18 protein-coding genes are annotated in these 20,967 nt (G+C 70.8%); 12 read left to right on the top strand and 6 right to left on the bottom strand.

The window, feature by feature from the left end:
• Positions 1 to 129: 129 nt before the first annotated feature.
• The 3 genes from D7V88_RS23020 (at position 130) to D7V88_RS23010 (ending at position 2,617) form a co-directional block, all read left to right on the top strand.
• A complete protein-coding gene (locus D7V88_RS23020) occupies positions 130 to 933 on the top strand; it encodes a prolipoprotein diacylglyceryl transferase (RefSeq protein ID WP_120542799.1) in 804 nt (267 codons plus the stop codon).
• 44 nt (positions 934 to 977) lie between these two features.
• On the top strand, positions 978 to 1,550 hold the full coding sequence (locus D7V88_RS23015) for a class I SAM-dependent methyltransferase (protein ID WP_120542798.1): 573 nt from the start codon (positions 978 to 980) through the stop codon (positions 1,548 to 1,550).
• A 134-nt stretch (positions 1,551 to 1,684) separates the two neighbouring features.
• Positions 1,685 to 2,617 (top strand): alpha/beta fold hydrolase, encoded by a 933-nt coding sequence (locus tag D7V88_RS23010; protein ID WP_120542797.1) that lies wholly within the window; start codon positions 1,685 to 1,687, stop codon positions 2,615 to 2,617.
• On the opposite strand, the gene D7V88_RS23005 is transcribed toward D7V88_RS23010, so the two are convergent.
• Positions 2,604 to 3,521, bottom strand: a complete 918-nt coding sequence (locus D7V88_RS23005) for a DMT family transporter (protein WP_120542796.1) — start codon at positions 3,519 to 3,521, stop codon at positions 2,604 to 2,606. The two genes, D7V88_RS23010 and D7V88_RS23005, sit on opposite strands and share 14 nt — an antisense overlap.
• Positions 3,522 to 3,588: 67 nt before the next feature.
• Entirely contained in the window at positions 3,589 to 3,870 is a 282-nt protein-coding gene (locus tag D7V88_RS23000; protein WP_120542795.1) for a rhodanese-like domain-containing protein, read from the bottom strand.
• Positions 3,871 to 3,957: 87 nt separating this feature from the next.
• On the opposite strand from D7V88_RS23000, the gene D7V88_RS45225 reads away from it, so the two are divergent.
• Positions 3,958 to 4,473 carry a GreA/GreB family elongation factor gene (locus D7V88_RS45225; RefSeq protein ID WP_120536676.1) on the top strand — a complete coding sequence of 172 codons (516 nt, stop codon included), beginning with the start codon at positions 3,958 to 3,960 and terminating at the stop codon, positions 4,471 to 4,473.
• A 16-nt stretch (positions 4,474 to 4,489) separates the two neighbouring features.
• Here D7V88_RS45225 and D7V88_RS45220 read toward each other — a convergent pair whose 3' ends face one another.
• A complete protein-coding gene (locus D7V88_RS45220) occupies positions 4,490 to 6,130 on the bottom strand; it encodes a GAF domain-containing sensor histidine kinase (protein WP_279636065.1) in 1,641 nt (546 codons plus the stop codon).
• 359 nt (positions 6,131 to 6,489) lie between these two features.
• Between D7V88_RS45220 and D7V88_RS22985 the strand changes: the two genes are divergently transcribed.
• From D7V88_RS22985 to D7V88_RS22975, 3 genes are all read left to right on the top strand, one after another.
• Entirely contained in the window at positions 6,490 to 9,330 is a 2,841-nt protein-coding gene (locus D7V88_RS22985; RefSeq protein ID WP_120542793.1) for a PAS domain S-box protein, read from the top strand.
• 153 nt (positions 9,331 to 9,483) lie between these two features.
• Positions 9,484 to 10,974 carry a vWA domain-containing protein gene (locus D7V88_RS22980; RefSeq protein WP_120542792.1) on the top strand — a complete coding sequence of 497 codons (1,491 nt, stop codon included), beginning with the start codon at positions 9,484 to 9,486 and terminating at the stop codon, positions 10,972 to 10,974.
• A gap of 17 nt (positions 10,975 to 10,991) precedes the next feature.
• Positions 10,992 to 12,092, top strand: a complete 1,101-nt coding sequence (locus D7V88_RS22975) for a hypothetical protein (protein WP_120542803.1) — start codon at positions 10,992 to 10,994, stop codon at positions 12,090 to 12,092.
• Positions 12,093 to 12,171: 79 nt separating this feature from the next.
• On the opposite strand, the gene D7V88_RS22970 is transcribed toward D7V88_RS22975, so the two are convergent.
• A complete protein-coding gene (locus tag D7V88_RS22970) occupies positions 12,172 to 12,513 on the bottom strand; it encodes a hypothetical protein (RefSeq protein ID WP_244238327.1) in 342 nt (113 codons plus the stop codon).
• Between the two features lie 364 nt (positions 12,514 to 12,877).
• Here D7V88_RS22970 and D7V88_RS22965 point away from each other — a divergent pair, with 364 nt between their 5' ends.
• A complete protein-coding gene (locus D7V88_RS22965) occupies positions 12,878 to 13,630 on the top strand; it encodes a sterol desaturase family protein (RefSeq protein ID WP_120542801.1) in 753 nt (250 codons plus the stop codon).
• A gap of 82 nt (positions 13,631 to 13,712) precedes the next feature.
• On the opposite strand, the gene D7V88_RS22960 is transcribed toward D7V88_RS22965, so the two are convergent.
• Positions 13,713 to 14,651 (bottom strand): dimethylarginine dimethylaminohydrolase family protein, encoded by a 939-nt coding sequence (locus D7V88_RS22960; protein WP_120542791.1) that lies wholly within the window; start codon positions 14,649 to 14,651, stop codon positions 13,713 to 13,715.
• Between the two features lie 62 nt (positions 14,652 to 14,713).
• On the opposite strand from D7V88_RS22960, the gene D7V88_RS22955 reads away from it, so the two are divergent.
• The 4 genes from D7V88_RS22955 to D7V88_RS22940 all read left to right on the top strand — a co-directional run bounded on the left by D7V88_RS22955 (position 14,714) and on the right by D7V88_RS22940 (position 20,110).
• Positions 14,714 to 15,637 (top strand): iron-containing redox enzyme family protein, encoded by a 924-nt coding sequence (locus D7V88_RS22955; protein WP_120542800.1) that lies wholly within the window; start codon positions 14,714 to 14,716, stop codon positions 15,635 to 15,637.
• Between the two features lie 181 nt (positions 15,638 to 15,818).
• On the top strand, positions 15,819 to 16,280 hold the full coding sequence (locus D7V88_RS22950) for a fibril protein (RefSeq protein WP_120542790.1): 462 nt from the start codon (positions 15,819 to 15,821) through the stop codon (positions 16,278 to 16,280).
• 242 nt (positions 16,281 to 16,522) lie between these two features.
• Positions 16,523 to 19,234, top strand: a complete 2,712-nt coding sequence (locus D7V88_RS22945) for an AsmA family protein (protein ID WP_120542789.1) — start codon at positions 16,523 to 16,525, stop codon at positions 19,232 to 19,234.
• A gap of 96 nt (positions 19,235 to 19,330) precedes the next feature.
• Complete coding sequence (locus tag D7V88_RS22940; protein WP_147448826.1) at positions 19,331 to 20,110, top strand: AAA family ATPase; 780 nt, start codon at positions 19,331 to 19,333, stop codon at positions 20,108 to 20,110.
• Between the two features lie 3 nt (positions 20,111 to 20,113).
• Here the strand turns inward: D7V88_RS22940 and D7V88_RS22935 are convergent, their stop codons facing one another.
• Complete coding sequence (locus D7V88_RS22935) at positions 20,114 to 20,890, bottom strand: hypothetical protein (protein WP_120542787.1); 777 nt, start codon at positions 20,888 to 20,890, stop codon at positions 20,114 to 20,116.
• Positions 20,891 to 20,967: the final 77 nt, after the last annotated feature.

Here is a 20,967-nt window from a genome sequence, read left to right as displayed (position 1 = left end):
TGCCGGGAGCGCGGCGGGCGTGGGGGCAGCAAGAAAGAGGTGGAGGGAAGCCCGGGATGCGCCGATTGTTCGGGTTCGACCCTTCCCGCGTCCACCCTGGGAAGGGTCCTGGCCTTTCCTGGAGCCCTCTTGATTCCCTATTGGCACGCCCCTTCGTTCAAGCTGGGGCCCCTGGAGTTGAACCCCTTCAACGTCTTCGTGGCGGCGGGCATCCTGCTGGCCGCGAAGCTGCTGACGAAGCAGGCGGAGCGCGAAGGCCTGGACCCGAACCCGCTGGCGGACTTCGCCATGTGGGGCGTGGCGGCCGGCATGCTCTTTGGCCACTGGGTGCACCTGTTCTTCTACCACCCGGAGGAGCTGTCCAAGAGTCCGTTCCAGATCCTCCGCTTCTGGGACGGCCTGTCGTCCTTCGGCGGCCTGCTGGGCGGCATCTTCGCGGCGGTGGTGTTCTTCCGGGTGAAGAAGCTGCGCTTCAACGACTACGCGGACAGCTTCGCGCTGGGCGTGGCGCCGGGATGGGCGGTGGCGCGGCTGGGGTGCTTCGCGGTGCACGACCACCCGGGTCGGCTGACGGACTTCTTCCTGGCGGTGCAGTTCCCCAACGGCAACCGGCACGACCTGGGCCTCTACGACGCGGTGGTGCTGTTCGCCATCTCCGGCCTCCTTTACGCGCTGCGCAACGCCGGGAAGCTCAAGGGGCGGCTGCTGCCGCTGCTGGCGCTGCTGTACGCCATCTCCCGTTTCAGCCTGGATTTCCTCCGGGCCACGGACCTGTCGTACGTGGACGCGCGCTACTTCGGCCTGACGCCCGCGCAGTACGGCAGCCTGCTGCTGGTGGCGTACGGGGTGTGGGGGCTCTTGCGCAAGCAGGCGCCCAGCGCGTCCGCCCAGAAGCCCCCGGCCTCCCAGGGCCGGGTGGAGACCGCGCGGTAGCGAAGTGTGCTTCGCTTCAGGCTTCGTGAAGGCGGGGGGTTCGCATGAAGGCTCTGGCGTATGACGCGGTGATGGCACCGCTGGGGTGGGTGGGGCTGAACGCCGCCCGCCGCCAGTTGGTGGACGGGCTTTCGGGCCGGGTGCTGGAGGTGGGCGCCGGCACGGGCCTGGCGCTGCCGGGCTACCCGGACACGGTGACCTCCGTGACGGCGGTGGACGTGGACCTGGGGGCGCTCCTGCGCGCCCGGGCCCGCCGCTCCGGGGTGGCGCTGCTCCAGGCGGATGCGCAGGCGCTGCCGTTCCCGGATGCGTCGTTCGACGCGGTCGTCTCCAGCCTGGTGTTCTGCTGCGTGGACGCGCCGGCCACGGCGCTCGCGGAGGTGGGGCGGGTGCTGCGGCCGGGGGGCGAGCTGCGCCTGCTGGAGCACGTCCGGGCCACGAGCCCCGTGGTGGCCCTGGCGCAGGACCTGCTCACGCCCGCGTGGCACCGGCTGTCCGGCGGCTGCCGCCTCAACCGGGACACCTTCCGGTTGGTGGAGAACGCGGGCTTCCGCATCATCCGACGCGAGCAGCGTCTGGGCGGTGTGGGCGAGTTCATCCTCGCCCAGCGGCCCTGAGTCCGGAATGAGCCCGGGCGGGTGGGACACAACCCACCGCATCGGGTTTCCGGAAGCAATGTCAGAGGTCACTTTAGGATGACGGGCGCGCTGGCGGAACCACCCGCCACGTCCCATCCACGAGGCCCTCACGCATGACCCGCTCCCTTCCTTCCCTGCTCGCGCTGCTGCTCGTCGCCGGATGCGGCCCCGGCCCGGACACGGGCACGTCGCCCGACCTCGCGAGCGCTCCCGCCTCGCTGGCGGAGACCGACCGCCAGGGTGGCTCCGCGCCGCGTGAGGACTCCGTGCGGCTGTCCACCGGCGTCACGCTCCGCTACGTGGAGCAGGGCCGCCGCGACGGGCCCGTCGTCGTCTTCCTGCACGGCTATACGGATTCGCACCACACCTGGGACCTGGACCTTCCGCGCTTCTCGCGCGACCTCCACGTCTACGCGCTGGACCAGCGTGGCCATGGGGATTCCTCCCGGCCGGCGTGCTGCTACACGCAACAGGCGTTCGCCCAGGACGTGGTGGCGTTCCTGAACGCGAAGCGGGTGTCGCGCGCCATCCTCGTGGGCCACTCGATGGGCAGCTTCATCGCGCAGCAGGTCGCGCTGGATGCGCCGTCCCGCGTGAAGGCGCTGGTGCTCGTGGGCTCCGCGCCCACCGTGGCGGGCAACGAGGTCGCGCTGGGGCTCAAGTCCGCCGTGGACACGCTCACCGATCCGGTGGATCCCACCTTCATCCACGAGTTCCAGGCCAGCACCTTCTTCCAGCCCGTGCCCTCCTCCTACCTGAACACCCTCGTCGCGGAGAGCTCCAAGCTGCCCGCGCGCGTGTGGCAGGACACGCTGGACGGGCTCATCGCGGAGGACCACTCGGCGCGGCTGGGACGGATCCGCGTGCCCACGCTGATCATCGGCGGTGACAACGACGGCTTCTTCTCCGTCACCGAACAGCGCGCGCTGGCCCGCGCCATCCGGGGCTCGAAGTACCTGCTCTATCCGGAGACGGGCCACGCCCCCCACGCCGAGCGCCCGCGGCGCTTCGTGGACGACGTGCACCACTTCATCAACGGCCTGTAGCCGCGTCGCTCTGGGGGCCGGCCGCCTGGGACACCGGTTCCGGGCGGGCCGGGTCGGACCTGGCCAGCACCACCACCGCCACCAGGATGAGCAGGCCGCCCGCGCCCTGCCGCAGCGACAGACGCTCGCCCAGGAAGAGCGCGCCCAGCACCACCGCCATCACCGGCTCCAGCGTGGACAACAGCGACGTGTTCACCGGACCGATGCGCTCAAGCCCCGCGAAGAACGTGAGCACCGCCACCACCGTGGACAAGAGCGACAGGCCCGCCACCGCGCCCCAGCCGACCGCCGTCTGGGGAAACGACGGGCCCTTCACCAGCATCAGCGTGCCGAAGGCGACCCCCGCCGACAGCAGGATGACGGTGCTCGCCGCGAGCGGTCCCGCCGGGCCCACCACGCGAGCGCTGGACAGGACATAGACGGCGTAGATGACCGCCGACAGCACGCCCAGCGCGATGCCCAGCGGCTTCGCGTCCGGGCCTGGGTCCACCGTCAGCGCCGTGCCCGTCAGCGCCAGCGCCACCGCCAGCCAGCGCAGGCGGCTCAGGTGCTCGCGGCCCATGGCCACCTGGAGCACCGCCACCAGCGCCGGGAAGAGGTACAGGAGCAGCGCCACCAGCCCCGCGGACGCGTGCTGGAGCGCGACGAAGTAGGCGCTGCCCTCGGCGAAGTAGCCCAGCGCTCCCAGCAGGAAGAGCCCCAGGAGCACCCGGCCCCGGGGCCAGCGCTGCCTTCGCGCGACCATCACGCAGGTGAGCACCAGCCCTGCCAGGGTGAAGCGCAGGAACAGCAGCGTGGGCATGTCCGCGCCCGCCGCGTACGCGAGCCGCGCGAACAGCCCCAGCGCGCCAAAGGAGGCGCCGGACAGGGCGACGAGGAGGAAGCCAGTGGTGCGGGTCCGCATGGGGCGAGGCGCTCACGCTGGCCCAGACCCGGCCCGCTTGTCACGCGGGCCCCAGGAGCTTTCGCGCCTACCAGTTCTTCACGGACTGGAGGTCGAACACCTCCGGGAAGCCGCCCTGGCGCAACAGTTGCGCGGCCACCGCGCTGCGGCCACCCGCCGCGCAGTACACCACCACGGGCGTGCCCACCGGGCCCACCTCGGAGAGACGCTGGGCCAGCACCTGCACCGGGATGTTGCGGGCGGCCTCGGGGTGTCCCTGCAGGAACTCCTCCGGGGTGCGCACATCCAGCAGCACCGCGCCTTGCGCGACCAGTTCGTGGGCCTTCTGCGAGCGTTCCTGAGGCGTCATGGGGCCATCGTACCCCCAGGCCCCATCCGGGCCGGGCCGAAAACTGGAGGCCGCCGCACCGGACGCTACAGTCCTGTAACGACCCCCATGCCACTCGACAAGCACACCCTGCTCCACCAACTGGCCGAGCGTCTTCAGCAGAGCGACCGGCTGGCCCACCGCGCGGAAGCCGACGCCCGCGAGGCCGCCCGCAGCCTCGCCACGGAATCCGAGAAGAAGGAGGACGGCCGCGCCGCCATCGAATACGGCAGCCTCGCCACCGGCCAGGCCAACCGTGCGCGCCGCCTGCAGGAGGAGCTCCAGGCGCTCACCGCCTTCGGCCAGAAGGACCTGCCCCGCTTCCCACGCCAGGGCCCCGTGGGCCTGGGCGCCCTGGTGGACGTCAGCACCGAGGACGAGGACGGCTTCGCGGAGCGCACCTTCTTCGTGCTCCCCGCTGGCGCTGGCACCGAACTCACCGGCCCCGGCGGCGATGGGTTCCTCTCCGTCATCACCCCCAGTTCCCCCGTGGGCCGCGCCCTGCTGGGCCGCCGCGCCGGAGACACCGTGGAGGTGACGCTCGCGGGCGAGGTGCGGGAGTGGACGGTGTTGGAGGTCGCCTGACGGTTGGCCCGAGCCCTTAGTCCGACGTCGGGCCCGGCGCCGCGTGCGCGATGAGCCACTCCTCCGGGATGTCGCCCCGGGGCAGTTCCAGGAGGAACGTGGAGCCCTGCCCGGGCACGCTGGTGGCGCCCACCTTGCCGCCGAAGGCTTCGACAATCTGCCGCGTGATGTAGAGGCCCAGGCCCAGGCCGCCGTAGTGCCGGTCGCTCACCGCGCGCTCGAAGCGCTCGAAGATGCGCGCCAGGTCCTGCGGCTCGATGCCGATGCCGTGGTCCCTCACGGTGAGCCGCGCGAGCGGGCCCTGCCCCTCCACGCTCAGCACCACCGGGTGGCCCGCGCCGTACTTGAGCGCGTTGGACACCAGGTTCGTCACCACCTGCTCCAGCCGCAGCCGGTCCCACCGGCCCACCACCGGCACCGGCGCGTCCAATTCCAGCTCCGTGCCGTGCTGCGCCGCCGCCGGGGCGAAGCGGTAGAGGATTTCGGCCGCCACGCTCGCCAGGTCCAGCTCCTCCAGTTCCAGCCGCAGCCGGCCCGCGGTGATGCGCGACACGTCCAGCAGGTTGTCCACCAGCCGCGACAGCCGGCGCACCTGGCGCTGCACCACGTCCAGCGTCTCCGCGACGCGCTCGGTGGGCACGGGCTTGCCTTCGCGCGCCAGCACCACCACCTGCTTCTGGAGCAGTTGCACCTTGAGGCTCAGCGGCGTCAGCGGCGTCTTCAGCTCGTGGCTCGCGATGCCCAGGAATTCGTCGCGCTGGCGCACCGCCTCGCGCGCCTCGCGCAAGAGCCGCGCGTTCTCCAGGTAGAGCGCGGTGCGGTGGGCCAGCTCCGACAGGAAGCGCTCCTCCTCCGCGTCGAAGGCGTGCAGCACGTTCGAGCGCAGCAGCATCAGCGCGCCCAGGATGCTGCCGCGAGCGCCCAGCGGCACGCTCAGACACCCGTGCGGACCCACCTCGCGCATCAGCCGCGCATGCTCCGTGTCCTGCGCGATGGCCGCCACGTGCTCTTCGGACATGATGCACAGGCGTCCCACCGCCCCGGAGACGAACACCTCCGGCAGCCCTCCGGGCATGGAGGGATCCGGCGGGTAGCGCTGGAGCAGCTCGCGCAGCAGCCCGTGCCGGCCTTCATCCGCGTGCAGGGACGCCACCACGCGCACGGGTTCGCCCGGCGGCTTCAGGATGAGCAGCGCGCCGTCGCCCAGCGTGGGCACCAGCAGCTTGAGCAGCAATTCGAGCTGCGACTCCGCGTCCACCGACTCGCCCAGCAGCGCGCCCGCTTCCGCCAGCAACCGCGACGCCTCCAGCACCGCGCCCGGCGGGGCCTCCACGCCGTGCGTGCGCAGGAGCACCGCCGCGACCTGCCCGTCCCCGCCCTGCACCGGCACCGCCGTGCCCCTCAGGAACGCGCGCGTTCCGTCCGGCCGGAGCACTTCCCACACCGTCGCGTCCACCGGCTCGCCCGCGAACGCTCGTTCCAGGGGGGTTTCGTGCGGCGGCAGCGGGGTGCCGTCCGCGCGCACCCATTCACACCCGGGCAGGCGGCCGTGCTCCAGGCGGGTGGGCGCCGGAATGCCGAAATGAAGCGTCGCCTGGGTGTTGAACGCGAGGACGTTGCCGGTCCGCTCGATGAGGACGAATCCCTCCACCCCCATGACGCGTCCGGGCAAGTCCCGAGGGGGTGACACTCCTTGTGCCAGTGCGGTGTCGGGCGCGGGGCGTGAGGTCGCGTCCACCGACGAAGGATCCGCACGGGGAGAGGAAGACGTGACGCCGGAGGACATGCTGGGGCTTTCCGCACGCATCATGGTGTCATCCCCGCCTCCGGGGAACGAGGGCAGACCTCAAGGCCTGCTTCATCACCATCAAGCACAGGGAATGCTTTCCGTCATCCCGCTCTTCCCGCTGGCCCCCTTGCCTGCATGGCGCCGATCCTCAATCGTTCGACTGTCCACGTCCGCGACCCATGAAGTTCCGGTCGCACGGCGAAGTTCTTCCATCGTGAGCCTCCCGCATGCAGATGCCGTTCACCCGCCCTGACGGCACCCCCAGTGAGCTCCGCTTCCGGCAGGTCATCGACACGCTCCAGGAGGTCGTCTTCCAGACGGACCTGGAGCGTCACTGGGTCTTCCTCAATCCCGCATGGACCGAGCTGACGGGCTTCCCCGTGGAGGAGTGCCTGGGCCGGTCCGCGATGGACTTCGTCCACCCGGACGACCAGGCACGCACGCTGGAGGTGTGCTCGTCGCTGCTCACGCGCGACCGCGAGTTCGTCCAGCACGAGGTGCGCTACCTCACGCGCGATGGGGGCTTCCGCTGGGTGGATGTGTTCGCCCGGGTGACGGTGGACGAGGACGGCGTGCTGCTGGGCATGGCGGGCACGCTCAACGACATCACCGAGCGCAAGCGCACGAGCGACGCGCTCGCCCGGCGCGAGCGCTATCTCACCGCGCTGGTGGACATGCAGCAGCGCCTGCTGTCGGTGCACACCGGCGGGGACTTGTACGGCCAGGCGCTGGCGCCGCTGGGGCCGGCATCCGGGGCAAGCCGCGTCTACGTCTTCGAAACCCACCTCAACGCGCAGGGCGCGCTCGTGTGCAGCCAGCGCGCCGAGTGGTGCGCCCCCGGCGTGGTGCCTGAAATCGACAACCCGCTGCTCCAGGAGCTGCCGATGCGGCCGGGCCTGGAGCGCTGGGTGCCCGTCCTGGAGCGCGGCGAGGTCGTCACCGGGCGCGTGGCGACCTTCCCCGCCGCCGAACGGGAGCTGCTGGATCCGCAGGGCATCCTCACGCTGCTGGTGCTGCCCCTGCGCGTGCACGGGCGGCTGGTGGGCTTCGTGGGCTTCGACAACTGCTACGAGGCGCGCGAGTGGGACCGGCTGGAGGTGGATCTGCTGTTCGCCGCGAGCGGCGCCATCTCCGTGGCGCTGGAGCGGCGCGAATCCGAACGGGCGCTGCGCGAGCGTGAGCACCGCTTCCGTCAGCTCGCGGAGAACGCATCGGACGTGCTGTACCTCTACCGGTGCGCGCCACCGCGGGGCTTCACGTACGTCAGCCGCGTGGCCCACGCCAAGCTGGGCCTGGGGCCAGAGGCGCACTACGCGGATCCGGAGCTGTGGTACCGCAACGTGCACCCGGAGGACCGGCCCGCGCTGGAGCGGCTTTTGGAGTCGCCCCGGGCTTCGGACGGCACGCCCGTCGTGCTGAGGTTCCTGCGCCCCGACGGCAGCATCTTGTGGCTGGAGCACGTGGTGGCGCCGGTGACGGACTCCAACGGCCGGGTGGTGGCGGTGGAGGGGCTGGCGCGCGACATCACCGAGCGGCGTCAGGTGGAGGAGGCGCTGAAGCGCTCCGAAGCCAGCCTGCGCGCGCTGATGGAGGGCTTCCCGGACGCGGCGGCCATCGAACGCGACGGCCACATCGTCTACGCCAACGCGGTGCTCGTCACCACGCTGGGCTTCGAGCGCGCGGAGGAGCTGGTGGGCCGCCGGCTGTCGGAGTTCCTGGCGGACGTGCCGGGCCCTGGCGTGACGCCCGCGGACACCACGCCCCTCACCAGCGAGCGGCGGCTGGTGCTGCGCGACGGACGCACGCGCGTGGTGGAGCTGGCGTCGCTGCCGCTGAGATTCGACGGACAGCCGGCGATGGTCTCCATCGCGCGGGACGTGACGGAGCAGCGCCAGCTCCAGGCGCGGCTGACGCTGGCGGACCGGCTGGCGTCGGTGGGCACGCTGGCGGCGGGCATCGCGCACGAAATCAACAACCCACTGGCCTTCGTGCTCTCCAACCTGGCCTTCCTGTCGGACGAGTTCCGCCACCACCTGACCCCGGCCCCCTCGCGCGGGGTGCGCCCCCCGGACGTGGTCGAGTGGCAGGAGGTGCTGGGCGAGGCGTGCGAGGGCGCCGAGCGCGTGCGTCAAATCGTGCGCCAACTGAAGACCTTCTCCCGTCCGGACGAGGAGCGCGTGTCGCCGGTGGACGTGCACGCGGTGCTGGACTCCGTGGTGATGATGGCCGCGAACGAAATCCGGCACCGCGCGCGGCTGCGGCGGGACTACGGCAAGGTGCCCCTGGTGATGGCCAATGAAGGCCGGCTGTGCCAGGTGTTCCTCAACCTGGTGGTGAACGCGGCCCAGGCCATCCCGGAAGGCTCCGCGCACGAGCACGAGGTGGTGCTGTCATCGCGCGTCCAGGGTGACCGCGTGGTGGTGGAGGTGCGCGACACGGGCAGCGGCATCGCGCCGGAGGTGATGGGCCGCATCTTTGATCCGTTCTTCACCACCAAGCCCGTGGGCGTGGGCACCGGCCTGGGGTTGTCCATCTGCCACGGCATCATCAGCGGCCTGGGCGGAGACATCTCCGTGGACAGCAGCGTGGGCCACGGCAGCACCTTCCGCGTGGTGCTGCCCGCGCCGCCCTCCGCCCTGTCCTCCCATCCGGAAGAGCCCCTCCCCATCCACGCGCCCGCGTCACCGCGAGGCCGCGTGCTGGTGGTGGACGACGAGCCCGCGGTGGGCCGCGTGTTGCAGCGGCTCTTGCGCGACCACGACGTGGAGGTGGCCACCAGCGGCCGGCAGGCCCTGGAGCGCATGGCGCAGGCGCCAGCGTTCGACGCCGTGCTGTGCGACGTGATGATGCCGGACCTGGCCGGCCGGGACGTGTACGAGGCCGTGCGCCGCGACCACCCGGGCCTGGAGCGCCGCTTCGTCTTCGTGTCGGGCGGGGCCTTCTCCGTGGGCGCGCGCGAGTTCCTGGCGCAGATCCCCAACCCGCTGCTGGAGAAGCCCTTCGATGAGGCCCGTGTGCGCGGCGCGGTGGAGGACCTGGTGCGTCGCGGTCCGCTCGATGCGGCCTGACGGCCCCGCGCGGACACCGCCGCGCCCGGGGCGGTTGCACCCATCGGTCATCGGGAGGACCCTCCTCCCACTGACGGATGCGCTGGCGTGTGGGGTCTGCGAGCTTGCGCTCGTCCACCCGCCCTTTCCTTCGTTGAGATCATGATGCCTCCCATGAACCGCACCACCGTGCTGCTATCCCTTGCTGGCCTGCTGGTCGTGGGCGCCCTCGCGCTCGATGGGGCCGCGAGGCATTTCAATCCCCCCAGCGACCATCCCTTGTCCCCCGGGGCGATATCGCAACTGGCCACGGCGCAGATGGGGCCGGACCAGAGCCACACGGTGGTGCAGCCGGGAGAGGTGGAATCCGACCTGGTGCTGCCCGTGGGCGTGGGGAAGTCCCCCACCGGCCAGTCCGGCCCGGTGGAGCTGACCGGCAAGCTGTCCGGCGCGTACGTGATGACGGGCCCGGGTGAGGCCTTCGCGTGGTTCGAGCTGTCGGCGCGCAAGCCGGAGAGCGTCCAGCGCGTGCCGGTGAACCTGGCGCTGGTGGTGGACCGCTCCGGCTCCATGATGGGCAGCAAGCTGCAGGACGCCAAGCGCGCCGCCCAGACGCTGGTGAAGCAGCTCAGCAAGGGCGACCGGCTGGCGCTGGTGCACTACGGCTCCGACGTGACGACGCTGCCCAGCGTGGAGATCAACGACGAGACCCGCGCGGAGCTGCTCCGGGCCATCTCCCGGATTGAAGTGGACGGCTCCACCAACATCAGCGGCGGGCTCCAGGCGGCCGCCGAAGCGGTGCGCCCGTACACGCGCGAGTTCCGGGTGACGCGCGCCATCCTGCTGAGCGACGGCCAGCCCACGGAGGGCATCGTGTCCAACACCGGCCTGTTCTCCGAGGTGGGCAAGCTGCGCGAGCTGGGCATCACCGTGAGCGCGCTGGGCGTGGGCGAGGGCTTCAACGACGCGCTGATGCGCGGCATGGCGGAACGGGGCGGCGGCTTCTCCGGCTTCGTCAGCGATTCGGCGGAGCTGGCCTCCATCTTCACGCGGGAGCTGGAGCAGGCCGCCAGCACCGTGGCGCGCAACGTGAATCTGGTGCTGACGCTGCCGCCCGGCGTGAGCGGCGTGGAGGTGATGGGCCTGACGTCCACGCGCGAGGGCAACACGGTGCGCGTGCCCCTGTATGACATGACGGGCGGCCAGTCCGCGCGCGTGGTGGCCAAGGTGACGCTGGATGCGCCCGCGAGCGGCACGCAGATGACCGTCCTGGGCGCCAGCGTCTCGTACGTGGACGTGACGGCGGACCTGCCGGCCCAGGTGCTCCTGTCCCTGAACGCGAGGGTGACGGACAACGCGCAAACGGTGCGCTCGAACCTTGACCGGGAGGTGCGCGTGCACGCCATCCGCGCCCTGGGCACGCAGCAGTTGCACGCGGCCGCGGAAGAGATGAAGAACGGCAACCGTCAGGGAGCGGTCAGCCTGCTGGACAACGCGCGTCGCCTCTTCGGCAGTTCAGCGTCCGCGCTGGCGGGGGAGATTGCGGACGTGGACGCCGCCCAGGCAGCCTATGGGAAGGCCCACAGCGATTCGGACGTGCGTCGTGAGATGCTCCACCTGAAGAAGAAGACGATGAAGAGCTTCGGGCAGAACAACTCCTACTAGTGCAGGGACGGTGCGCCGTGTCGCTCTCCATCCAACTCATCCGCCGGGAGGACTTCGAGACGCGCTGCCTGTACGCGCTCGTGGGCGCGGGGGCCACGGCGCTGGCGGCCGGCGTGTTCCAGCAGGTGACGCGCCAGTCGGTGGATGCGGGCTACTTCGCGCTGATGGCGGCGGCGCTCGCCGCGGTGAAGCCGCTGCCCGCGTTCAACGCCCTGGTGCGCACGGCGGTGGTGCTGCTGCCCTCCATCCCCTACTTCCTGGGCCTGCCGTCGTCCTGGGAGTACGCGGCGTCGGGCGCCATCGCCGCGGCCGTGCTGGCCTGGCGTGGCCACGGGCGCGAGGGCATGGGCACCCCCCACCAGGTGGCGCTGAGCGCGGGGGCCGCGGCCGTCACCACGGCGGTGGGGATGTACGTGCAGGAGGTGCTCGACGCGCGCTTCCTCCCGACCCGGGGCTACTTCCCCCTGCTGGTGGACTACGCGGTGGTGGCGCTCTTCTGGAGCATCGGCACGCTGCCGGCGAACCTGGCCATCGACGTGGACGCGGTGGCCACCCGGGGCATGCGCCTGGAGGCCACGCTCACCGGCGAGGTGCGCGCGCTGGTGACGCGGGCGCTCGGGCTGTACCGCCAGAGCCAGGCGGAGGCGCGCAAGCTGGCCACCGGCAAGGGCCGCGAGAAGCTCCAGGGCGTGCTCGGGAAGCTGGCCCAGGACGCCTTCAACCTGGCCGAGTCCCACACGGTGCTGGAGGCCCAGTTGTCCTCCGCGTCCCAGGGCAGCGTGGATTCGCAGGTGCAGGAGCTGCGCAAGCGCGCCGCGGACGCCCAGGACGGCGTGGCCCGGCGCCAGTTGGAGCGCGCCGCCGCGTCGTTGGGCGAGGAGCTCAACCAACTGGATGCGCTGTCCCGGAAGCGTGAGCGGCTGTTCGCCCAGCTCCACGCCCAGGTGGCCCTGCTGGAGCGGGCCCGGGTGTGCTTCATCGGGGCCCAGGCCTCGTCCCCGTTGGAGGGGGGTGACCGGGCCCAGGCCCTGGCCGACAAGCTCTCCGCCCTGGACCTGGAGTCCTCCAGTTCGGAGATGCTGCCCCTGCCCCAGCGCGCTCCGGCCGCCCGGTCCTAGACGGCGTCCTGGTACCCGTCCTGGCCCTCCAGGGCGGCCCGGGACCCGACACAGGGCAGGCCCGGGGACCGGGGGTGCGTCACTTCTCCGACGCGCGGGAAGGACGGGACGCCTTGCGCTTGCGGGCCGGGGTGGCCTGCTTCTTCACGACGGCGGGGGTGTGCAGTTGGCTGGCGATGCGCGCCTCGATTTCCTCCCGGGTGCGGCGGCTGACCTCCAGCGCGGCGTTGATGCGCTCGCGGACGCGGTCGGCCTGGGCCTCGGCGGCGGCCCGGTACTCGGCGATGTCCCGGCGCAGCTCCAGGCGCCCCTCGGTGGCCGGGGCGGTGTTCGCCGCCCGCCTGGGCGCCGCGCTCTTGCGCCGCGCCGGCCGCACCGTGTCCGTACCACTGCCCTGCTGCCCCTGTGCCTTGCGCGCCATCTGGCCCCCTCGTGCGATTGCTCGCGTGCCGTGGGCTGAAAGGTGGGGTGTCTGTTCCTCCCATGGAAGTCCGGCCGTGGGTCGGACGTAGGACGGGCGAGCGGACAATCCAGGGTTGCTCCATCCAACAGAGGGGCTTCTCAATGCTTCAAGGAAGACGCTAAGAGGGGCCTCGCCGTTCCTGAGCCGAGGGCCTCCCAGGCTGATAGCTCAGGGGCCGCCGCATCACCCAAGGGCCGGGATGCGGGCGAGCCTTGGTGCCCCGTGCGCTCCGGCGGTAACGGTTTCGCGCGGCGTAAAAAGAACCTGTGAGGGGATACCCGTGGCGGTCTCTTTCCTGAACCGGAAGCACAACCTCGATCGGATGTCGCTGCGCGACCTGGTCTATTCGTTCTTCACCTACTACGCCGTCGTCGCCTACATCCTCATCGGCATCACCTGCATCGTGCTGTCGGTGAAGTGGTTCGACCATCCGGCGCGCATGGCGGCGGCGGTGCTGGTGGCGACGGTGGCGTACCCGTTCGGCTGGTACCTCATCCACCGCTACATCCTGCACGGGCGCTTCCTCTACAAGTCCGCGGCGACGGCGGTGACGTGGAAGCGCATCCACTTCGACCACCACCAGGACCCGCACGACCTGCGCGTGCTCTTCGGCGCGCTGCACACCACGCTGCCCACCATCGCGCTGGTGCTCACGCCCATCGGCTACCTCATCGGCGGGCGCTCGGGCGCGGCGGCGGCGCTGGGCTGGGGCATGGTGACCACGTGCTTCTACGAGTTCTGCCACTGCATCCAGCACCTGAACTACGCGCCGCAGTTCAAGTTCCTGAAGGACATCAAGCGGCTGCACATGTCGCACCACTTCCACAACGAGACGGGCAACTTCGGCATCACCAACTACTTCTGGGACCGCGTGTTCGGCACGCTGTACGAGAAGGCGGCGGACAAGCCCAAGAGCCCCACCGTCTTCAACCTGGGCTACACCGCCGAGGAGGCCCAGAAGTACCCCTGGGTGGACAAGCTCTCCGGCGGCACGCGCGGTGACGGACACCCGCGCCGCTTCTGGCAGGCCGAAGGGGTGAGCGCCCCGGACGGCGCCTCCAGCGAACAGTCCTGACCTCCGGGACTCCACGTCCCTGCTTCAAGAAGAACCTCCCCGTGCGCATGTCGCCCGGGGAGGTTTCTTCATTTCAAGCCGCTCACGCGGAGAGCGATGAGGCGGCGTCCTGTTCGCGCTCCTCGCGGGAGCGCTGGGCGGACACGGGCGGAAGGGTGTGCACGCGCGCGACGAGACACGCCGCGCTGCCCCCGGCCAGGTGGAACTGATCCAACTTCACGCTGACAGCCCGGCGCCCCAGACCGCGCAGCAGGGCCTCTACGCGGGGCACGCGCGCGCCGACAATGACGGTGTTGCCCACCTCCACCAGGTTGAGGCCGAAGCCGAGCGCGTCCTCGCGAGCGACGGGCACCACCTGCTGGATGCCTTCGGTGCGCGACAGCGTGCGCAGCGCTTCGGGTGTGAAGGCGTCGGGACACACGAGCGCGGTGCCGTCGGACAGCACGGTGAGCGCGGTGTCCAGGTGGTAGAGGTACGGGTCGCACAGCTCCAACGGCGTGACGGGCGCGTCGAGGAAGGCCTCCAGCACGCCCGCGGCCCGCTGCGTGGAGCGCTGGCCCCAGCCCAGCAGGGCGCCCCTGCCCTGGGGCAGCATGGCCACGTCGCCGCCTTCGATGTGCACGCGGCCCGGTTCAATGACATCGAAGCCGCGCGCGGCCAGCCACCGGGCGCGAGCGCTCTGCTCACCCCGCCGCTGCCCGTGTCGCATGGTGGCGAGCAGCGCGCGCAATTCACCCTCCTGCGACACCAGCACCGCGTTGTCCTTGGCGAAGACGGAGTCGAACGCGCCGTGGACGAAGGGCAGTTCGAAGAAGCCCGCGCCCGCTTCACTCAAGGCGCGCAGGAGCGCCCGGTGTTGGGAGCAGGCCCGGCGCCACGCGACGGCGCCGACCTTCATATGAGGGTTGATGTTCCACGCGACCTGATACGCGCAGTCGCGGGAGCGAACGTGGTCCTTCTCGCAACGCACCTGACTCACGGCGAAGGTGGCAGGGGCGAAGTGGCCGGTGTGCAAGGTCATCCCCATACATGTGACCGGAAGGCACTCCCGCCTTCCGAAGACGTGTAGAGAGGGTGCGCACCATGAGCGGGCTTGGCGAGGTGGCGGGGGACGTAGGAGTGAGGGCCGAGGATGCCCGCCTGTCTGAACAACTTCACCGGACGCTCTTGCGATTCAACCACTCACGACTGGCGCCGGGGTTTCCCACCGAGGGCTGGCGAGCGGGCGTGCAGGCGGAGACGCAGTTGCGCCTTCTGGAAGGTGAGTACGTGGAGGCCGAGCGCCAGCGCATGGCGGCATGGGCCGCCGAGGCACCGGAGGACGCGGACGGCTTCATCGCGTGGTTCGAGGACCTGAAGGAGACGGGCCCCGGGCAACAGGATCCGCTGTTCCCCTGGCTCGCGACGCAGGCGTCGCTGGAAGAGATGCGCTGGTTCCTCACGCAGGAGGTCGCGGGTGAAGCCGGCTTCGATGACCTGGTGGCGCTGACGCAACTGCAACTGCCGACGCAGGCGAAGCTGGAGCTGGCGCGCAACTATTGGGACGAGATGGGCCGCGGGCGCGAAGACGCGATGCACGGGCCGATGCTCGCGGAGATGGCGGCGAAGCTGGGCCTGAAGCCCACGGACGAAGACACGGTGTGGGAAGCGCACGCGCTGGCGAACCTGCTCTGCGCGTTCGCGTTCAACCGCCGCTACACGTACCACGCAGTGGGCGCGCTGGGCATCGTGGAGGAGACGGCGCCGGGCCGCACCGCGTGCGTCAACGAGGGCCTGAAGCGGCTGGGCTTCGACATGCGGGTGCGGCGCTACTACGCGGTGCACTCCACGCTGGACGTGAAGCATTCGGAGACGTGGAACCGGGAGGTGCTGCGTCCGCTGGTGGCGGCGAACCCCGCGTGCGCGAGGCCGCTGGCGGAAGGGGCGCTGCTGCGACTGTCGGCGGGGGCGAAGTGCTTCGAGCGCTACCGCCGGGAGCTGGGCCTGGAGCTGAAGTCGCTCAGTTGAAAAGGAGGGCCCGCGCGCCTGGCCGTCCTCCCCTCCGGGACCTTGCGCGTGTGCGCTGGCCTCGGGGGTGCGTCGGGCAGCGGACGGCCCTCGCGGCAGCGCGTGGGCGGAGGGGTGCGCCGTAAAAGGGGCGGATGCCAGCTTGGGAGGCCGTTGCCGAGCTTCCCTGCTGGAGGTCCCGATGTCCCTGTTCCGAATCGCCTGCGTGAGCGTGCTGGTCCTGACGGCCTGCGCCTCTCCGGGCACGTCCTTCGAGGACGTGATGCGCCGCACGCAGCCCTTGATGCCCCAACGGCCGGATCCAACAACCTACGGCACCCGGCCGGAGAACCCGGTGCGGGTGGGCTGGGGCGACAAGGGCGTGATGGCGTATTTCGGTCTGTTGCGCGGGCCGAAGGGAGAGCCGGTGGCCTGGCGCCGGATGGGGGACTGCTGCGAGTTCACCCAGGTGGACGGACGCGCCAACGAGCGCGGCCGCCTGTCCATCTTCGAGGTCACCTACGAGGGGTTGGACACACCGGTGGTGCTCTACGTGGACGCGTACACGGGCGGGTCCGTGTACGCGCCCTGGGGCTTCACGCTGGAGGGCGGACCGGACGCTCCGCCGCCGTCCGGAAACGAGCCGGACATCATCGACCTGTAGCGGCGAGCGCCTGGCCGGGCGTGGGCTTCCCCCTTCCGGAATGGCCCCGCCATGCCTAGATGCAAGGGCGAGCGGGCTGGCCGGAGCCCGGAGCGCGAGCGTGACTTTTCCGGAGACCCCCTCCGTCACGCTGGAAAGTGGAAGTTTCCCGCCGCGGGCGGTCCTCCCGGTTAGCCATGGGAGGTGCGGCCCACGCGGCGCTGCGCTAAGCGTTCGACCGCTCTCCCGACGGAGGAGGAACCGTGGCGGCTGTGAAGAAGAAGCGTTGGCCCTATGTGCTGGGGGGCATCCTCGTCCTGCTTGTCGCCATCGTGGCGGTGGTGCTGTGGCGCCTGGATGCCATCCTGCTGAAGACGGCGCGGGACCAGGCCGCCACGTACTCGCAGAAGCTCGGGCGCCCCATCGAGATTGGCGACATCTCCACGAAGCTCTTTCCCCATGTCGGCGCGCAGATTGAAAACGTCGTCGTGGGCCCTGCGGAAGGCGAAGACCTGCCGCTCGCGGAGCTGAAGACGGTGGACGTGAGCGTGGCGGCGATGCCGCTGCTCACCTCCAAGGGCAAGGACATCCAGGTCCAGAACGTGGAGGTGTCCGGCCTCACCGTGAATGTCCTCCGCCTCGCGGATGGCACCACCAACGTGCAGCGCCTCCAGGAGAAGTGGGCCGCGCAGCAACCCAAGGAGGAGACGCCAGAGGAGGAGACGCAGCCCACGGACCTGTCGGGCGTGCACGTGGAGCGCGCGGCGCTCACCGACGGCACCATCCGCTTCGTGGACCGCGCGGGCGGCCAGCAGGCGCGTGAGCTGGCGGTGCGCGACCTGGACATCGAGGTGAAGGACCTGCGCGCGGGCAAGCCGCTGAAGGTGGACCTGGCGGCGGCGGTGCTCGCGGAGAAGCAGAACCTCAAGATGACGCTCCAGGCGGCGCCGCTGCCGGCGACGCTGGTGCCCACGCCGGAGCAGGTGACGCTGAAGGCGGAGCACATCGATCTGTCGCCGCTGGGGCCGTTCCTGCCGCCGGACGTGGGCCTGCAGGCGGGCACGCTGGACGCGGACTGGAAGGCGGACCTGGGCGGCGCGGTGCCCGGCGGCAAGGGCCCCACGAAGCTCGTGGGCGTCATCAAGGCGCTCGGGATGAAGTTCGCGGGCTCGGAGGGCGGCAAGGCGCTGGACGTGGTGCTCGACACGGACGTGACGGGCGACATGGAGACGGGCGACCTGGCGCTGGACAAGCTCAAGCTGGACCTGGGCCCCGCGTCCATCACCGGCAAGGGCAAGGTGAAGGGGCTGCTCACGGACAAGCCGGCCGTGGAGGGCTTCGAACTGGTGGGCCGCAACCTGGATCCGGCCGTGCTCGCCGAGTACTACCCGCCCCTGAAGAAGCAGCTCAAGGGCATGGTGGCGGGCCCCATCGGGCTGGACGTGCGCGGCAGCGGCACGCAGGCCGAACAGGCCATCAACATCGCGGTGAACCTGACGCCGGTGCGGCTGCGGGTGCCGGAACAGTTGTCGAAGGAAGCCGGCGGCGCGATGACGCTCAACGCGAAGCTGACGGGCGCGGCGGCCAGCGGCGGCGCGCTGCGCTTCGACGCGAAGGCGGACCTGGACGGCGTGGACATGCGGCCGGGCCTGCTCGTGAACAAGGCGCCGGGACAGCGGCTGGACGTGGCGGCGGCGGGCACGTACGCGCCGGCGAAGACGGGCAGCGGGATGACGGTGAACGTCACCAGCATGACCCTGGGCGCGCTGGAGGACACGGTGTCGGGCACCGCGACCGTGTCGTTGGCCGGCACGGGCAAGAAGGCGACGACGACGTTCAAGGCGGCGGTGAAGAGCGCTCGGCTGGATGCGGACAAGTTGTTGATGAGCGAGGAGGAGGTCGCCGCGCGCACGGGTGGCAAGCCGCCGCCTGAGCCGCCGGTGGACGCCACGCGCTTCAACGGCTACCGGGGCGACATCCAGTTCGCCATCGCGTCGCTGCGCTTCACGAAGATGGACCTGAGCCAGGTGACGGGCGTCGTGAAGATGGTGGACGACCTCATCACGGTGGAGAAGTTCTCGACGGGCATCTACGGCGGCAAGGTGGTGGCGGACGGCACGACCCTCCGCCTGGGCCCATCGCCGGAGGCGCGGCCCTTCACCGCGAAGGTGCAGGTGCAGGGCATCGAGATGGCGCAGGCCCTGGCGGAGCGCACGCCGAAGCAGGTGATGACGGGCAAGTTCAACGGCAACGTGGACGTGCAGGGCGTGGGCTACACGGCGGACAAGCTCCAGCAGACCCTGCTGGGCGGCATCAGCGGCAACCTGCTGGAGGGCACGTTCCTGGGCAAGGACCTGGTGTCGTCGGTGACGGGGCCGCTGGCCAAGGCGGTGCCGTTCGCCAAGGGGCTCAAGAGCAGCGACGTGACGTCGCTGGGAGAGAACCTGCCCTTCAGCGTGACCATCAAGAACGGCGTGGCGCAGTTGAGCAAGCCCATCACCTGGACGCGGCCGGAAGCGGCGATGAGCTTCGATGGCGGCATCAAGCTGGATGGCACGCTGGACCTGACGGGCGGCGTGTCGCTGACGCCCGCGACCATCAAGGCGCTGACGGTGGGCAAGGTGACGCCGACGGAGGCCATCCCGGTGGGGCTGAAGCTGACGGGCAAGGCGTGGAGCCCGGAGGTGACGGGCATCGACGTGAAGCCGGCGGCGACGACCATCCTGAAGCTGGCGGGCGCATCCGTCGCGGGCAGCCTGCTGGGTGAGAAGGGCAAGGCCGTGCAGGACATCATCACGGGCGGCCAGGACAAGGCGAAGGCCGACGCGGAGGCGAAGCGCCAGGAGCTGGAGGCGCGCGCCAACGAGGAGAAGAAGAAGCTGGAGGACCAGGCCCGCGCCGAGCAGGAGAAGGCGAAGAAGCGCGCGGAGGAAGAAGCGAAGAAGAAGCTCAAGGGCATCTTCGGCGGGAAGTAGTCGCCGCGAAGTCCGCAAGTGGCACGCGCGCCGCGGGGCTCCAACGGGAGCTTCGCGGCGTTCGTGTTCCGGCGCCCTGGCGTAGGCTTGCCCTCCATGCGCACCCGATTCACGCGGATCGAAGCTGACGGCTTTCGCTCACTGCGCGGCGTGGTGCTGCACCCCGAGCCGCTGGAGGTCCTGCTGGACGCGGAAGGCACGGCCACCCGCGACCTCATCGCCCTCTTCACGCTCCTGCGCGAACTGGCGCACGGCCGGCTCCAGCAGCACCTGTCCCAACCCGGCGTCACGGACGGCCTGCGCAGCCCCGTGAAGCTGTCCCTGTCCGTGGACTGGAACATCTATCGCATCGAGCTTCAGCGCTTCCCTGACGGCGTGTGGCGCCTCGTGGAGGAGACGCTGGACCTGCTGGCGGGCGTGGCGGCGGAGCTCATCGCGCCCGGGCAGAAGCAGCCGCCCGCCGAGGAGGCGCTGATGCCCCCCTACGCGGACCTGCCCCCGGAGAAGGAGCCCGAAGCGCGAGGCACCAACGAGGAGGAGGAAGACCGGATGGTGGGCGACATCGTCCAGTGGGGCATGCGGATGATGGCCGGGCTCCTGCGAGGCTTCCGCGTCCAGCCCGCCGGTGGCTTCGACCTGGACGAAGCCACCTTCCTCGTCCTGGAGGAGCCCGACGTGGACCTGCCCCCCAACGCCGTCTGGGACCGGGTCCAATCCGCTCGCGCGGCGTCCCTGCGGGTCCCCGTGCTGCTCTTCACGCCGTCGGTGGCCCTGGCGGACGCCTTCGACCTCCAGGACGTCAAGCGCTTGGAGACCACCGCCGACGGCACGACCTCCTTCCGGCCTTTGCAGGCCCGGAAGGAGCGGAACGACTAGGCGTTACTGCGTGGCGCCGCCGCGCGCTTCCCAGCCGGAGCCGCCACCCGCGCCGCCACGGGGTCCGCCGCCGCGCGGGGCCGAGTCCTCACGGCGCATCTCCTGGTACTTCGCCAGTTGATCCGCGCTGAGCACCTTCTGCATCTCCTGGTCGGTCTGCGTGCGCAGCTCGCGCATCTGCTGGCGGACGTTCTGCCGGGGCTGACCATTTCCGCCCGAGGACATCAGCGCCTGGCGCTTCGCGTCCTCGGCCTGGAGCTGCTTCGTCAGCTCCTGCTCCTGGCTGTAGCTGAGCCGCGCGTCGGTGATGAACGTCTTGAGGCGCTCGCTGCGTTCGACCTCCGCCTGCGTCCGCATCTGGTCGATCTGCTGCTGCCACTGCTGGCGCTGCTCGGTGCGCTGCTCGTCCTGCACCGTGCGCAGGATCTCCTTCAGCGACTGCTTCCCGCTCTCGGAGTTCAGCGCCTCGCCCACCATCACGCCGCGCAGCTCCTCGCGCAGCTTCGCCACCTCGGCCTCCAGGCCCGCGGGCGCGGGACCCGACCCGCCCGGGGTCGTGCCCGGCTGCTGCTCGAAGGCCATCATCCGGCGCGACAGGAGCTGCACCGTCTCCTCCAGCGCCTTCACGCGCGTCTGGAGCGCCCGGACGTCCGAGGACGTGTCCTGCACGCGGGGCCCAGCGTCCGTCGCCGGAGCCTCCGAACGACCGGGCCCCCACAGGGCCACGCCGAGCGCCACCGAAGCCAACCCCACCGATGCGATGCCGAGGATACGATTCATGATGTTCTCCCTGACGGAACACCCGGCCGCCTATTCCATCGCGCTCCCGGGAACCATCTTCGTGCCTTCATCCTCCC

This window comes from Corallococcus terminator (genome assembly GCF_003611635.1).
In the GTDB taxonomy this organism is placed as follows: Bacteria; Myxococcota; Myxococcia; order Myxococcales; family Myxococcaceae; genus Corallococcus; species Corallococcus terminator.
The sequence above is the reverse complement of the archived record's forward strand: the minus strand, read 5'-3'. Positions and strand labels throughout refer to the sequence as shown.